Source organism: Lysobacter antibioticus HS124 (genome assembly GCF_000336385.2).
GTDB classification, from domain to species: domain Bacteria; phylum Pseudomonadota; class Gammaproteobacteria; order Xanthomonadales; family Xanthomonadaceae; genus Lysobacter; species Lysobacter firmicutimachus.
In genome coordinates this window covers 1-14,929 of record NZ_HG424449.1, presented here as the reverse complement: position 1 = coordinate 14,929, position 14,929 = coordinate 1, and the positions used below count along the sequence as shown (strand labels likewise).

At 71.6% G+C, this 14,929-nt stretch carries 9 protein-coding genes; 4 read left to right on the top strand and 5 right to left on the bottom strand.

From position 1 onward, the window contains the following. The first annotated feature begins 18 nt into the window (after nucleotides 1-18). Complete coding sequence (locus TX83_RS02310) at nucleotides 19-927, top strand: hypothetical protein (RefSeq protein WP_064746307.1); 909 nt, start codon at nucleotides 19-21, stop codon at nucleotides 925-927. Nucleotides 928-1,014: 87 nt separating this feature from the next. On the opposite strand, the gene TX83_RS02305 is transcribed toward TX83_RS02310, so the two are convergent. Continuing rightward, on the bottom strand, nucleotides 1,015-3,318 hold the full coding sequence (locus TX83_RS02305; protein ID WP_186442493.1) for a prealbumin-like fold domain-containing protein: 2,304 nt from the start codon (nucleotides 3,316-3,318) through the stop codon (nucleotides 1,015-1,017). Between the two features lie 354 nt (nucleotides 3,319-3,672). Between TX83_RS02305 and TX83_RS02300 the strand changes: the two genes are divergently transcribed. The 3 genes from TX83_RS02300 to TX83_RS02290 are packed head-to-tail and all read left to right on the top strand — an operon-like array spanning nucleotide 3,673 to nucleotide 5,950. Further along, nucleotides 3,673-4,260, top strand: a complete 588-nt coding sequence (locus TX83_RS02300; RefSeq protein ID WP_064746305.1) for a TetR/AcrR family transcriptional regulator — start codon at nucleotides 3,673-3,675, stop codon at nucleotides 4,258-4,260. A gap of 36 nt (nucleotides 4,261-4,296) precedes the next feature. Next, nucleotides 4,297-4,746 (top strand): PaaI family thioesterase, encoded by a 450-nt coding sequence (locus TX83_RS02295; RefSeq protein WP_064746304.1) that lies wholly within the window; start codon nucleotides 4,297-4,299, stop codon nucleotides 4,744-4,746. Between the two features lie 13 nt (nucleotides 4,747-4,759). Then, on the top strand, nucleotides 4,760-5,950 hold the full coding sequence (locus TX83_RS02290) for an acetyl-CoA C-acyltransferase (RefSeq protein ID WP_064746303.1): 1,191 nt from the start codon (nucleotides 4,760-4,762) through the stop codon (nucleotides 5,948-5,950). A 106-nt stretch (nucleotides 5,951-6,056) separates the two neighbouring features. Here the strand turns inward: TX83_RS02290 and TX83_RS02285 are convergent, their stop codons facing one another. From TX83_RS02285 to TX83_RS02270, 4 genes are all read right to left on the bottom strand, one after another. Then, the gene (locus tag TX83_RS02285) at nucleotides 6,057-9,455 is read right to left on the bottom strand and encodes a DUF11 domain-containing protein (protein WP_064746302.1); all 3,399 of its coding nucleotides are present in this window, start codon (nucleotides 9,453-9,455) and stop codon (nucleotides 6,057-6,059) included. Nucleotides 9,456-9,463: 8 nt separating this feature from the next. Continuing rightward, nucleotides 9,464-10,492 carry an OmpA family protein gene (locus tag TX83_RS02280; RefSeq protein ID WP_064746301.1) on the bottom strand — a complete coding sequence of 343 codons (1,029 nt, stop codon included), beginning with the start codon at nucleotides 10,490-10,492 and terminating at the stop codon, nucleotides 9,464-9,466. A gap of 12 nt (nucleotides 10,493-10,504) precedes the next feature. Then, the gene (locus tag TX83_RS02275; RefSeq protein WP_087960657.1) at nucleotides 10,505-13,879 is read right to left on the bottom strand and encodes a hypothetical protein; all 3,375 of its coding nucleotides are present in this window, start codon (nucleotides 13,877-13,879) and stop codon (nucleotides 10,505-10,507) included. Nucleotides 13,880-14,313: 434 nt separating this feature from the next. After that, nucleotides 14,314-14,754 carry a hypothetical protein gene (locus TX83_RS02270; protein ID WP_141233307.1) on the bottom strand — a complete coding sequence of 147 codons (441 nt, stop codon included), beginning with the start codon at nucleotides 14,752-14,754 and terminating at the stop codon, nucleotides 14,314-14,316. Nucleotides 14,755-14,929: the final 175 nt, after the last annotated feature.

The following is a 14,929-nucleotide window of genomic DNA, read 5'->3' as shown; positions in this document are numbered from 1 at the left end:
TTTCAGCAGCCGCACCGCATGAACATCGTCGTCAACGAAGACCTCAAGGCCTACATCGATCCGCTGACCGCGGAGGAATACGCCGCGCTGGAGCGCAGCCTGCTGGCCGAAGGCTGCCGCGACGCGCTGGTGCTGTGGGGCGACGTGCTGGTCGACGGCCACAACCGCTACGGCATCTGCAAGAAGCACGGCCTGCCGTTCCAGACCGTGCAGAACCCGCGCTTCCAGTCGATCGAAGACGTGTACTTGTGGATGATCGACCAGCATCTGGGCCGACGCAGCGTGTCCGACTTCCAGCGCGGCGTGCTGGCGCTGCGCAAGCGCGAGATCCTGGCCGAACGCGCCAGCACCAAGGCCAGCGCGGCGATGGCGGCGCCGGCGCCGATCCCGGCGCCGGCCTCGCCCGACGACGATCAGGCGCCGTGGGACCCGCCGGCCGAAGGCGAAGCCGTGCTCTCCGCTGCGCCGGCCCAGGCCGCGGCGCCTGCCGCACCGGCCGCCGCGGCGCGCAAGCAGCGCAGCGAAATCGCCCGCGAGGCGCGCTTGAGCAGCGCCCAGGTCGGCCTGATCGAGACCATCCATAAGCAGGCCGCGCCGGAAGTGGTGGCCGCGGTCAAGTCCGGCAGCTTGTCGATCAACGCCGCCGCTGCGGTGGCGACCTTGCCGGAAGAAGAACAGCGCGCCGCGGCGTTGGCCGGCAACAGCGAACTCAAGGAAGCGGCCAAGCGGGTGCGCGCGTCCAAGCGCAAGCCGCGCGAGAACGCCGAGGAAGACGCCGAAGAGGCCGCCGACGCCGGGCGCGACGAGGAAAAGCGGATCCTGTTGCGCCGGGTCGCCGAACTCAGCGCCGAGAACGACGCGCTCAAGCGCGAGAACGCTGAGTTGCGCGCGCAGCTGGCGGTCAGCGAGATCGCGGCCGGCGCCTGATCCGCCGCCGCTCGCCAGGCCGGCGCGCAAGGCGCCGGCCCGCCGGCACGATGGGCCCGCCTGGCGGGCCCGCTCGGCGACGCCGGCTCAGTCGACCGTGCAGGTCAGCGTTACCGTCACCGAGCCGCCGTTGACCAAGGTGCCCAAGGCCACGCCGGCATCGAGCTGAGCCAGGCTCAGACCCGCCGGACAAGCAGTGCCGCTACAGCTCGGCGGCGCAGTGCAGCGGATGCCGCTGCGGCTCGCGATCGGATCGCGCAGGATCGCACCGGTCACCGCGTCCGGGCCGTTGTTGCCGACCACGATGGTGTAAGTGGTGCTCGCGCCGCGCGCCAGCGTGTCGCCGGACGGGTCGTCCGCCCCGGCGGCCGGCGTGTTGGTCTTGTGGATGGTCAGGTCGGCGAGCGGCTGTCGGGTATTGCGGAAGGTGCAGGTCAGGTCGTCGCCGGCCACCGGGGTCAGCGCGAAGCTGCGGCCGTTGCCACTCGGCGCCTGGCCGCCGGGCAGCGCGTTGCTGCATGCGTACGTGGTGGTGTAGCCGGACAGATCGGTGGCGCCGGCGCCGGTTTCGCCGAAGGTGTAAACCGTACCGATCTCGGCCGGGTCGATCGTTGCGATTTCCGGCGGCGCGTCGCCGGCGCCGCTCGTGGTCGCCGACACCGGCGCGCCGTTGCCCGCGATGCTCAACACGAACTGGTCGCCGGCGACGAAGCGGCCCAGCGGCAGACTCTTGCGCAGGCGCAGCAACGGCTGCCGGGCGTTGACGAAGTCGCAGGTCAACACCGCATCCAGGCCGGTAGCGCTGCCCGGTATCGCATACACCGTGCCCGACAGACTGCCGACCGTGGCGCCGCCGGCATCGGTGCAGCGCGCCGAGCTCAATCGCCAGCCGGCCGGCAGCGCGTTCTCGTCGATCGAAACCGCCGCGCCGGCGCTTTGCACGGCGAAGCCCTGAACGCCGCCCGTCGCGGTGTCGCCATCGACCTGCACCGGCGTGCCGATCGCGACGGTGGTCGCGCTGCCGCCGGCCTGCACGGTGTTGCCGAGAGCGAAGCCGAAGCTGCCGGTACCGCCGAGCGTGGTCTTGCGCAGCACGATCCGTGCCGGCTCGGCGACCCGCACCAAGGCGTCCTCGACTTCGCCGCTGTCGGCACGGCCGCTCGGAGTAGCGGCACTGAGCGCGCTGCCGTAGCTCACCCGCACGCGCGCCACGCGCTGGCCGGCGACCGCATTGGCCGGTATCGCGATCGTCAGCGGCAGGACCGTCGCGCCGGCCGCGAAACCGGCGCATGCGCCTTCGGCCGCGGCGAAGCTGCCGTTGTTGTCGACATCGACCCAGCCGCAGGCGGTGCCGGCGCGGCTGGCGCCGGCAAGGGGCACGCTCAGGTTGACGCTGCGTCCGCGCACCAGGGCCGGCCAAACGAAGTCGTCGCTGTCGGCATCGGCCGCGGCGCTGGCCAGCGGGCTGGCGGTCGCGGCGGCGAGATTGGCGTTGTCGGCGCTGAGGTTGCCGCCGATGCTCAGATCGCTGAGCACATGCACCGCGGCCTGGCCGGCGTCGTAACTCGCCGGCGCGTCGCCGAAGTCCTCCTCGACCGTCACCGCCAGGCTCAGGGCGTCGACGTGGCCGCTGTCCAGGGTGACCGAGCCGCTCTGCAATTGGGTGTCCAGGCCGACGCCGATCACCAGCCGGGTGATCGTGCCGTTGATGCGCAAGCTGCCGCAGGCGGCCGGGTTGTTGGCGACGGTGCAGCTGGTGTTGCCGGCCAGGACGTTGCTGTAGGCCTGGGTCGCGGTGGCGGCGAAGTTGGCGTTGCCGGCGGTGCGGGTCCAGGTCAGGCCTGTCACCGCAGTGGCGCCGTTGGCGGCCGAGGCGATGGTGAAGCGCGCGGCATGATTGGCGCGCAGGCCGCCCCCGGCGACGTTACCGCCGAGCCCGCTGAAATGCAGCGAGGGATTGCGCACCGGCTGCGGGAAGGTCAGCGTGACCGTGCCGCGGTTGGCGCAGGTCTGGCGCGCGGCGGCGATCGCGCAGCCGCCGGCGTTGGCGTCCAGCTTCAGCGCCGGCGTGGCCGGTGCGATGCCCGGGCTGTAGTGAGTCGCCACCGGCCCGCCGATGCCGTTGAACGTGGTCGACGCGGTGTCGATGGCGAGATTGCCGCCGGCCACGGCCAGGCCGACCAGATAATTGTTCGGCAGTACGTACGTGCCGCCGGCCGCGTTGAGCCCGGCGGCGATCAACGTCGGCGCCTGATAGGCGCGCACCGGCGCGATCGGTGCGACCAGGGCCGCGACCAGGCACAAGGCGAACGCGAGCGCACCGCTGCCCAGACGCGCACGCGCCGGCGCCGACCGTCGGCGCAGAGCCGCGGCCTGATGATGGATTTTCACGAACAGTCCCCTGAGCGGCGCGACGGAGCGCGCCATCGAATGCGAAAGCGAGCGAAGGTTGCCTGGCCCGGCGGCGACCGGCGCGCGTGGCGCCGGTGGGCCCAGTCAGGGTTCGACTACGGCGCGCATCCTGAATCAGTTCATGAAAGTGGTCAATGTGTCACACTTAAACTTCGAAATCACTCGCCAAGTTCGGCAAACAGCCGCCATCCGGACCCCGCAGACGCCGGTCGCGTCTCGCACCAAGGCCCTCTCCCGCCCCGCCATCAACACCCGTCGCCAACACAGGCCGCCTCAGTTTGCACCGAGGCCCGACCGGCGTGAGATGATTTGCATCATATAAAGGCCGCCGCGATGCGCTACACCGCCGACCGCAAGCCCCAGACCCGCCAACGCGTGCTCGACCAGGCGGCCCGCGCCCTGCACGCCGAAGGCCCGCACCGGCTCGGCGTGGCCGCGATCATGCGCGAGGCCGGACTCACCCACGGCGGTTTCTACGCCCATTTCGCCTCGCGCGACGAACTGCTCGCCGCGGCGATCGAACGCATGTTCGAACAAGCCCGCGGCTACTGGCGCGAAGCCTTCGCCGGCCAGACGCCGGCGCAGGCGCTGCGCATCTGCATCGATCGCTATCTGTCGCCGGCGCATCGCGACGGTCGCCTCGGCGGCTGCCCGTTGCCGCCGCTGTCGGCCGATCTGCCGCATCTGCCCGACGCTGCGCGTGCGGCCTACGAGGCCGGCGCGCAGCGCATGCACGAAGGCTTGCGCGCGCTGATCGCCGCACACCGCCCCGGCCAAGACGCCGAGCAGCAGGCGCTGTCGATGCGCGCCGAATTGGTCGGTGCGCTGTTGCTCGCACGCGCGCAGAGCGCGCGCGAACGCTCAGACGCCCTGCTTGCCGCCTCGCGCGAGGCCTTGCATGCCCGGTTCGGACTGGACTGAGTCCGGCCGCACACCCACCACCGAAGGAGTTCCGCGATGCGCTTGGTCGACGAAGTCGCCGCCGGCTTGCCCGGCCTGGCCCAACTGCAAACCCTGCTGGCGAGCGGCCGCAAGCCCGGCATCCTGCGCGCGCTGGATTTCGACTTCGTCGAAGTCGGCGACGGTCTGGCGGTGTTCGCCGGCACGCCCGGCGATCATGCCTACAACCCGATCGGCACCGTCCATGGCGGATACGCCGCGACCCTGCTCGACTCGGCCTGCGGCTGCGCGGTGCATTCGCGGCTGAGCGCGACGCAGGCCTACACCACGCTGGAACTGAAGATCGCCTATCACCGCCCGCTCAGCCGCGACCGCGGCCCGCTGCGCGCGGTCGGCCGGGTGCTGTCGATCGGCCGTCGCGCCGCCTTCGCCGAAGCCCGCCTCACCGATGCGCAGGACAAGCTCTACGCCTCGGCCACCTCCACCCTGCTCGTGTTCGAGCGCTGAACGGATGCCCCCCATGTCGCCGGATCCCATCGTCGTCTGCGCCGCCGTGCGCACCCCGCTCGGCCGCTACCTCGGCGAGCTGTCGCCTCTGCCCGCGCATCGTCTCGGCGCGCACGCGATCGGCGCTGCGCTGCAACGCGCCGGCGCCGCGCCGGAGTGCATCGACGAAGCGCTGATGGGGTGCGTGCTCGGCGCCGGCCAGGGCCAGGCGCCGGCGCGCCAGGCCGCGCGCGCGGCCGGCCTGCCCGATTCGGTGCCGGCGGTCACGATCAACAAGGTCTGCGGTTCGGGCATGAAAGCCGCGATGCAGGCGCACGATGCGCTGATCGCCGGTTCGATCGAGGTCGCCGTCGCCGGCGGCATGGAGTCGATGTCGAACGCGCCCTATCTGCTGCAACGCGCGCGAGCCGGCTATCGGGTCGGCCACGACCGGATCTTCGATCACATGGCGCTGGACGGCCTGGAAGACGCCTACGAACCGGGCCGCGCGATGGGCGAATTCGGCGAAGCGCTGGCGCGCGAGTACGGTTTCGACCGCGCCGCGCAGGACGCGTACGCCCACGAAACCCTGCGCCGCGCCCAGGCCGCGATCGAGCACGGCGACTTCGCCGACGAGATCGCTCCGATCCAGATCGAGGACAAAGCCGGCGCGCGCACCGTGCAGCACGACGAACACCCGCGCAAAGTGTCGCTGGACAAGATCGCCGCGCTCAAGCCGGCGTTCGCCGCCGACGGCAGCATCACCGCCGCCAGCGCCTCGGCCAATGCCGACGGCGCGGCGGCCCTGCTGCTGACCCGGCGCTCGATCGCGATGCGCGAAGGCTGGCCGGCGCTGGCGCGGATCGTCGCCCATGCCAGCCACAGCCAGGCGCCGGCGCGGTACACCACCGCGCCGATTCCGGCCGTGCGCAAGCTGCTCGCGCGCGCCGGCTGGAACGTCGGCGATGTCGACCTGTTCGAGATCAACGAAGCCTTCGCGGCGGTGGCCATGGCCGCCGCGCGCGACCTCGGCATCGCCCGCGAACGGCTCAACGTCAACGGCGGCGCCTGCGCGCTCGGCCATCCGATCGGGGCCACCGGCGCGCGCCTGCTGGTGACCCTGATCCACGCCTTGCGCCGGCGCGGCGGGCGCCGCGGCGTCGCCGCGCTGTGCATCGGCGGCGGCGAGGCGACCGCGATGGCGGTTGAGATCGAGCCGGCCTGACCCGGCGTCCGCCGATGCACGGCGGTGCGCTTGCGCAAAGTCGAGGCGGCGCGCGGCCGTGCGCGGCCTCCGCGCGGCGCCGTCGCAACGGCGCCGCGTCCCGGCCTCAGCCGTCGCGGCCGTGGCGGCTGCGTTCGATCGGCTGGTCGGCCGACTCGGTCGCCTGCTGCGGCGCATCCGCCGCTTTGCCCTCGAAACGCAACGCCGGCTGGCCGGACTCGGTCTCCACCGATCGCACCTCGCCGTTGGCGCGACGCGCCTTGACCTGCTCCAGCACGGCGTTGCTGCATGAGCCTTCGACGAAGTCGGCGCGGTGCAGCTGGCCGTTCTTGAGATCGACGAACAGGCTCTGCGCGTCGCCGGCATTGCGGCTGCCGGAGGTGGTCAAGCGGCTGTCTGTGGGCAGCGTGCTCGGATCGACCTTGAGCGCGTGTGTCACCGGGCGCAGCCCGCAATGGCTGTACTTGCCCTCGACATCGCTGATCAGATACGTGCCGTCCTCGAAGTACAGACGGACGCCGGGGATGCCGAGCTCCTCGCGGTCCTTGACCGAATTGCGATCGCAGTCGACGAAGATCTGCCCGACCACGCAGGCTTCGTCGGCGAACACGCCGCCGCGCAGATCGACCTTCCATTGCGCCTGGTTCGAACAAGTCCGCGTTGCCGCGCCGCCGGCCGCATCGCCGCATTCGGCGTGCACGCGGTTGATGCCGTCGCCCTGGCGCGCGCCGACGCCGACCCGCACCCGGTAGCGCAGCAGCGCCTGCGCGCCCGGCGCCAACCGGTCCAAGGCGATGCGCAGCACCGGCCCGGGCGCGCCGGTCAGCGACAACAGGCGCGCGCCCTGCACTTGGGCGGTGTTCTCGATCAAGCGGAAACCAGCCGGCAGCCGATCGACCAGCACCGGCGCGATCGCCAGACCCGGGCCGCGGTTGCGGATGCGGACGCTGTACACGATCAGATCGCCGACTTCGGCCTCGCGCACCGAACCGGTCTTCTCCACCGCCAGTTGCGCATCCGTCGACGGCAAGGGCGTGTCGACGCAGGCGTCGTCGCGCTGTTCGCGCCCGCCGTAGCTCAGCAACGCCTCGTTGTAGAGGCCGCGTCCGGCTTCGCCGGCGAGGCAGGCCAGCGCGGCCGAGTCGGCGGCGGCTTCGGCCGCGACGCGCACGCGCACTTCCAACAAATAGCCGTCGCTGGCGCCCGCGGCGAGATCGCGGCCGCTGGCCAAGGTCCACGGCGCCGCGCCGCTGAGGTTCAACGCCTCGCCGTTGCGGTCGGCACGGACCGACAGCAGGCTCACCCCGGCGCCGAAGCGCGGCGCGTCGCGCAGGTCGTAGCGGCCCGCGGCCGCGCCCTGGTTGCGCACCTCGATCCGGTAGCGCACCACGAATTCGTCGGCGCTGCCGGCGACCGGCTGCGGCGCGCCCTGCACCTGCTTGCGCACGCTCAGCGCCGAGGCCACCGGAACGGCCACGCAGTGCTGCGGATCGGCGGCGACGTCGCAGCCCGGCGGCGGGCCCGCACAGCCGTCCGGATCGGCGGCCGGGTCGCAGGCCGGCGGCGGCGCGCCGGTGTCGTCGGTGACCAGGTTGTAGATCGCGCTCACCCCGGCCGGAATCGGATCGGCCACGCGCACCGCGACCACGACCTCGGCGCGTCCGCCGTCGCCGGCGATCGGACCGGCGACGGCGAGCGTGCAGGCGCGCGCACCGGCATCGCCGATCGCGCAGTCCGACAGGCTGGCGCCGCTCACCGACACCAGCGTGGTGTGCGCCGGCAGGCGCTCGTAGAAGCGGTGGTTCGCGGCGGCGATGGCGGCGCCGTTGACCAGGGTCAGGGTGTAGCTCAGCGTCTCGCCCGGTTCGGCCACGTCGGCGAGCGAACCGCTTTCGCCGCTCAGGCGCTTGGACACGGTCACCCGCGGCTGGATCACCGGAGTTGCCACGCAGTGATCGGGATCGGTCGCGACCGAACAGCCCGGCGGCGGCCCGGCGCAGCCGTTGGGGTCGCTGGCCGGATCGCAGGCCGGCGGCGGCGTGCCGCCGCCGTCGGTGACCAGGTTGTAGATCGCGCTCACCCCGGCCGGGATCGGGTCGAGCACGCGCACCACGAAGCCGGCCGTGGCGGTGCCGCCGTTGCCGGCGATCGGGCCGGCCACGCTCAGCAGGCAGGGCTTGGCGCCGCGGTCGCCGATCGCACAACCGGACACCACCGCGCCGCTCACCGACACCAGCTCGGTATGCGCGGGCAGCAATTCGTAGAAGGCGTGGTTGCTGGCCGCGCTGCCGCCGGTGTTGCTCAGGGTCAGGACGTAGCTCAGGGTCTCGCCGGCTTCGGCGCGGCCGGCGACGCTGCCCGACTCGGCCGACAAGGCCTTGCGCACGCTCACTGCCGGCGCGGTCGGGATCTGCGCGCAGCCCGGCAGGCTCGGATCGCTGTCGCAATCCGGCGGGCCGCGGTCGGGGTTGTAGGCGCGGTTGAGGATGCGCTGCACGCCGGCCGGCACCGGGTCCACCACCCGCACCACGACGTTGAGCACCACGCTCGCGCCGGGCGCGATGCTGAGGTTCTGCCACTCGATCCGGCCGCCGCTGGCCGCGCCGTCGTGGCTGCCGCCCTGGTCGGAGGACACGTAGACCGTGTTCGGATCGAGGTTGTCGATCACGTCGTAGTCGATCGCGGTCAGGTTGCCGGCGTTGCGCAGGGTGATCGCGTAGGTCAACGTTTCGCCGGGCTCGGCGATGCCGTTGCCGTTGGCGTCGCTGACGCGCTTGCTCAGACTCACGTCGCTGGCGCAAGCGTCGAGCGCGGTCAGCGAGATGTCGTCCAGGGCCAGGTCGTTGCCGGGTCCGCCGGGGCTGTTGTTGACCACCTCCAGGCGCAGGCTGGACTGGGTCGGCACGAAACTCACCCCGTACTCGTTCCAGGTCAGTACGGTGCCCGGCAGCTCCGGGATGTCGCCGCTGCTGACGCTGCCGAGCACGGCACCGGTGGCCGGGTCGACGATGCGGAAGGTCACGTTGGGGTCGATGTCGCCGTCGCCGGGCAGATACTCCTGCACGTTGCTGAGCCAGGCGGTGAAATCGTGGCGCACGCCGACCGCCAGCCCGTTGAAATCGCGCGAATAGAACACGCCCGGGGCGAAGTCGGCGTTGACCAGCATCATGTAGCCGTTCGGGTCGCCGGTGTGGTCGGCGCCGTCGCGCCAGGCGCTATTGCCGCCGTCGCTGCGCGGCGACTGCACCAGCGCGTATTCGCCGTCGTTGACCCGGCAGTCCGGGCCGATGCACGGCGGTGCGGTGTCTTCGTAGCGGTAGGTGGTCTGCGTCGGCGACAGCGGCGGGCCGATCCGGCTGGCGCCGGAGCCGAAGCCGAAGCTCTCGTTGAACAGCGGCGTGCAGGTCTGCGCCGCGACGGGCGCGGCCGGCAACGCGGCGGCGAGCAGCAGCGCGGCCAGGCGGGCGCGCCAACCGCGTGCAGGCGGGCGGGAGACGATGGCCATGATCGTCCTCACGGCCGAACCGGACGCACGTCGATCTGCACCCGGCGGTCGGGTTGCAGGCACTGCTTCAGCGCCGCATCCGCGCGCTCGCCGGCGCAGCCGCGGCTGACCGGTTCGCGTTCGCCGCGGCCTTCGGCCTCGATCGGCACGCGCACGCCCTGCGCCAGCAGATAGGCGCGCACGCTCTGCGCGCGCTGCTGCGACAAGCGCTGGTTGTAAGCCTCGGAGCCGAGCCGGTCGCTGTGGCCGACGATGCGCAGGCCGGCGACGTCGCTGCGTCCGCGCAGTTCGGCGGCCAGCGCGTCGAGCTGGCCCTGGCCGCGCGGCAACAGCCCGGCCAGGTCGCCGCGATCGAAAGCGAACAAGGCGTCGGCGGACAGGTCGTAGCGCGACTCGGCCGGCGGCGCGGGACGCTCCGGCGAGGCCGGCGGCGGGCAGGCCGCCGCGGCCGCCTCGGCACGCGCGGTCAGGTCTTCGGCGATCTGGATATAAGGCTTGGCATGGCGCCAGCCGCCATCGTGGATCTCGTTGCCGGCGTGCACCAGTTCGACCTCGGCGCAGGCGGTGGCCTGGGCGGCGCAACGGAAACCGGACTGTCCGCGCAAGGCGTCGTAGCGCGCCCACAGGTCGGCGCGCAGTTTTTCCGCGCCGTTGACCAGCGGCGTTTCGAAACCCGGGTCGCGTCCGGCCTCCAGCGCCTCGATCAGCGCGATCGATTCGGCCAACGCCGCCTGCGGATAGCCGCCGCGATCGTTGCGGCTGTATTCGTGGAACGAGGTGTCGAGCCAGCACTGCGCTTTGGCCAAGTGATAGTCGGCGACGCGGCGGCCGCCGTCGTTGAGCGCGCGGATGCGGCCCTGCGCGGCGGCGTAGGCCCGGTGGTCGGCATGGATCGCCGCGCCGGCGATGCGCTGCGCGGGTGGCGTCAGCGCCGGCGCCGCCGTCTGCGCCTGGGAAGCGCCGTTCAGCAGCAGCGCGGCGGTCAGCGCGAGCGGCCGCAGGCTCCGGCGACGCGCCGTCGTGGCATAGGAATGCATCTCGGGTTCTCCTTAACGCGGCAGGGCCGGATTGGTCGCGGGGTCGTTGCCGCGGAACAGGGTTTCGTCGAACTTGAAGCGCAGGCGCAGATAGGCGCCCTGCTGGGTGTACTCGCCCTGGCTCAGGTCGTCGTCGCGGAAGCCGCGCGCGTTGTAGCCCGCCGACAGCCACAGGTTGTCGCGCAGCAGATGGCCGGCCTCGACGCCGAACGCGGACTGGCGCGCGCCGCCCGGGCTCCACATCTGCGCGGCCAGCGCGCTGACGTCCCAGCGTTCGCTCAGGTCGTAGGTGATGCGGCCCGAGACCAGGTAAGCGGTGTAGCGGTCGCTGCGTCCGTCGAAATAGTCGCGCTGGCGCTTGCCGGCCAAGCGCCCGTCCAGCCACCACGGCCGCGCCGGATGCCAATCGGCGTGCAGCGACAGCACGTGCTTGTCGAAACCTTCGCCGGCCGGCGCGAAGCGCGCGTCGTCGGCGTCGTCCCAGGCGGTGCGGTCCAGGCCGGCGTCGCGGCGGGTCCAGTACTCGTAGCGGCCGAGCAGATTGAAACGGTTGCGATCGGTATCGCGGTACGCGACGCCCAGCTGGAAGCGGTCTTCGTAGCTGTCTTCGGCGCCGCCGCGATAGACGTTGCGCAGATGGTAGTTGCGCAGCAGGCCGGTCCAGTCGCGATTGAACTTGCGCGCCACGCTCAGGGTCGACAGCCAGCTGTCGTAATCGCGATTCAACCACGGCACCGTCGCCTCGCCCGCGGCATCGCCGACCTGTTCGATGCGCCGCCATTCCAGGCGTCCGGCGATCGACCACAGCTCGTCCGGCCGCCATTGCGCGGCCACGCTGGCGGCGGTGGCCTGCTGGCCGCGGCCATCGAGCAGTTGCAGCTTTTCCAGCGCGGTCTGCAGGCTCCATGCCGCGCTCGGCCGCCACTGGTTGCGCAGGCCGTTGGCCCATTGCAGTTGGCGCGCACCGTAGGCGTCGTAAATGCGGTACTCGCTGAACACACTGCCGCCGTCCATGTACTCGCTGTCCAGGCCCCAGACGAAGGCATCGCTTTCGTAGGGGCTGGGCGAGCGGCGGCCGGTCGCATCGACGACGCCGTCGGCGGTGGCGACGCTGGACAGGCCGGTATTCCACTCATAGCGGCCGTACAGGCGGGTGCGTTCGCGCACGCGCCAGCCGGCGCCGAGCGCGGCGCGGCGATGGTCGCGATGATCGATATCCTGCTCGGCCTCGGCGGCGAGGTCGAAGCGCGGCCCGAGCCGCCACTGCAGCGCCGCGCGCAGCGCGGTGTATTCGACCGGCACGCCGGCCAGGCCGTTGCCGACCCAACTGCCGTAGCGCTCGCTCCAGCCGCTGCCGGTGTTGTACAGCGTCTGGCCCGTGCCCGGATCGATCGCGCTCGACGAACCGCCGTAGAAGCCGCCGCCGAAGCCGGGCGTGACCACGCCGACGCCGTAGGGCGCGGCCAGCGGCGCCGGCACGCTCAGGCCGTTGCCGGCGCCGTAGCGGCCGGCGCGTTCGTCGATGCGGTTGGCGCCGAACTCCAGCGTCAGCGCGTCGCTGGGCAGATAACGCACGCCGGCCTGCCATTGGTCGCGGCGCGCACCGCTCGTGCGGTCTTCGACATGACTGCCCTGGACGTACACGCTCCAGCGTTCGTCCAGGCGCCACAGCGCATCCACGCCGCCCTGCTTGCGCCCGCCGAGGAACGACGCCGAGGGATTGTTGAAGCCGGCCTCGCTCTGGCCGTAGAACGCCTGCACCTCGGCATGCTCGCCGCGATGACCGAAGGCCAGCCGCCAGGCATCGCCGTCGATTTCGCCGCCGCGCGCCGGATCGGCCGCGCCCGGCCAGGCGGTATAGGACTGACCCGGCACGCGGTTGTAGGCGCTGCGGCTGCGCGCCACCTCGCCGGTCAGCCAGGTGCCGGGGCCGAAGCGCCAGGTCGCGTTGGCGCTGGCCAGGCGGTACGGCGCCAGGGGATTTTCGTCTTCCACCGCGCTGGCGCCGATTTCGAACCGTTCGTTGATCCGGTACTGGCCGTTGCCGCCGTAGACCCAGTAGCGCTCGCCGCCCTGGTCGATCTCGTAGCTGATCCGCAACGACACCGGGTTGAGTGCGGCGTCCACCGACGGCAGCGCGCGCGCGAGCAGGACCCGGCCGCTGAACGGTTCGAAGCTGTAATCGACGAAGCGCTGCAGGGGCTCGGTCGAGACGATCCGCGAGGGCGCGTGGCGGTCGCGCACGATCAGTTCCACCCGCTCGCTGCCGAGCACCGCATGCGCGCTGTTGCTGACCGTGTACGGCCCGGACAGGCCGCGGCCGGGAAATTCCTCGACCACCTGGCGCAGGTTGTCGTAGGCGGCGAACACGTCGAGCGCGCCGCGTTCGCCTTCCAGATGCCCGCGCACGCCGGTCAGGGCGCGGTGGTACTGGCCCAGGTCGCGCAGCGCGGTCGAGGCCACCGCGCCCTGGCCGCTGCGCTGACTGAAGCCGTCGCCGGTGACGATGTCGCCATACAGCAGGTAATGGCGGCCCCGGTCCAGGCGCAGGTACAACCGGCTGTTGCTGCGCGCCTCGAAACCGACCATCGACGCGTCGCCGTACACCGGGTACCAGCGCTCCGGATCGATGTCGCGGAACAGCCGGTCGCGATCGGGCTTGTCGCTGTCGTAGGCCATCGTCAACAACGCGTCGCCGCGCACCTTGCCCTTGAGGAAGAACGCGCTGCGCAGCGCCGCGTTGCGCTTGCCGTCGCCGGAACGGCGCGACCAGTTGCGGATTTCGTCTTCGAAGCCGTCCTCGCTGCGCGCCTGCGACAGGCTCAGCGGGCTCTTGCGATCGAAGCGCACCACGCCTTCGACCAGGCCGACTGCGATCATGTCGCGCAATGCCGGCACGAAGCCGATCTCGCCGCGCGCCACCGCGCCGCCGGCGGCGACCCGCACCTGCACCGTCTGCGGCTCCACCGGCGCCAGCAGCCAGATGTCGGCGACGCCGTCGCGGGCCGGCAGTTGCAGGCCCGGCGTCAACGGGTCCGGATCGTTCGGCGCCAGCCCGGCTTCGTCGCTGACTGCGCCGGGCAACTGCCAGCGCCCGGCCGAAGCCTCCAGGGTCAGCATCGTCTCGCCGGCGACCGGCCGGCCGTCGCGATCGAACACGCGCAGGGTCAGGCGGGCCGGGGTCTGGCCGTCCGCCGGCAAGCGGTCCCGATCGACCTCGACCCGGATCGTCGCCGTGGCCGGCGGCAACTGCCGCCTGGCCAGCAACGGCGCCGGCAACGGCGCCTCGGATCGGAATTGGGCCTGGGCCTGGCCGCAGCTCGCGGCAATCGCGCAGGCCAGGGTGCTGAGCGCGCTCCGGCGCAGGAAACGTTCCGTTTGTCGCATATCCGTGCCATGCCTCCTACCACAACCCAAAGTGGGCTGTGCGGTTCGGACGAGGGGCACGGACTCAGGTGCCCGGCCACTCGCTTGCGCATAAATACGTGATGAAGATCACGAATTTGATGGGTACGCAAAGCGCATGCCAAGAACGAGAGTTTTGCTGGGACTGACTAAAAATTACTCATACATCAATCTAAATGTCACTAAATGACGACTTGCGTCACATTTTAGGCCGAGATCGGTCACTTGCAGGGCCCCTCGGTCGCCGCGCACAGCGCCCGCGGGCCCAATCCGGGCCTTGATCTCGAGCGCGGCGAAGCACAGTCGCTACCGGCGGACGGCCCCGACCGACAGACAGCACTTTCAAGTTGCGATAATTGCCACCCTTTACGCGCCCGCTCCGCCCGGACGGCGCAGCGGCGCCGGCCGGCCACGGCTTACTTGCCGCTGCGGGCCTTGCGCGCAGGCACCGGCACGCAGCGCAGGCAACGCCCGGACAGGCCTTCGTCGACGCGATAGAACTGGTGATGGCTGAGATCGTTGTAGCTCCACGGCCGGGTCACTTCGACGATCGAACGCGGCGCCAGGCGCGCGCATTCCTCGGCCGCGGCTTTGGACGCGCTGTGCCAGTGGTCGTCGACGATGCCGCAGGTCTTGGTGCCGACCTGGCCGCGGCCGGCCGGACAGGAATCCGGATCGCTGGGCGGCTGGCGCTGGTGGTAGGCCTTCAGATAGGCCGGACTGAGTTCGAACTTGGCGACCTCCTGTTCGGCGGTTCCCGGGTCCAGGCACCAGCCGATCGGGCGCGGGTCGTGGGCCTGCGCCGAAGCGGCGACGACGGCGAGAACGAACGACACGATCAATGGCAGGGTACGCATGGGACTCTCCTTATCGAGGGACGCGGTCGGACGCGAGGGCGCGGTCACGCTAGGCTCGCCCCTCCCCACTGTCCAACGAATTCCCGGGCCAAACCGGGAACGAATGCCGCCCGCGGCAATGCCGGCGCGGCCCGGACCCACGCCGCGGCGCGCGCGCGGGCGCCGCCGGTCGCGG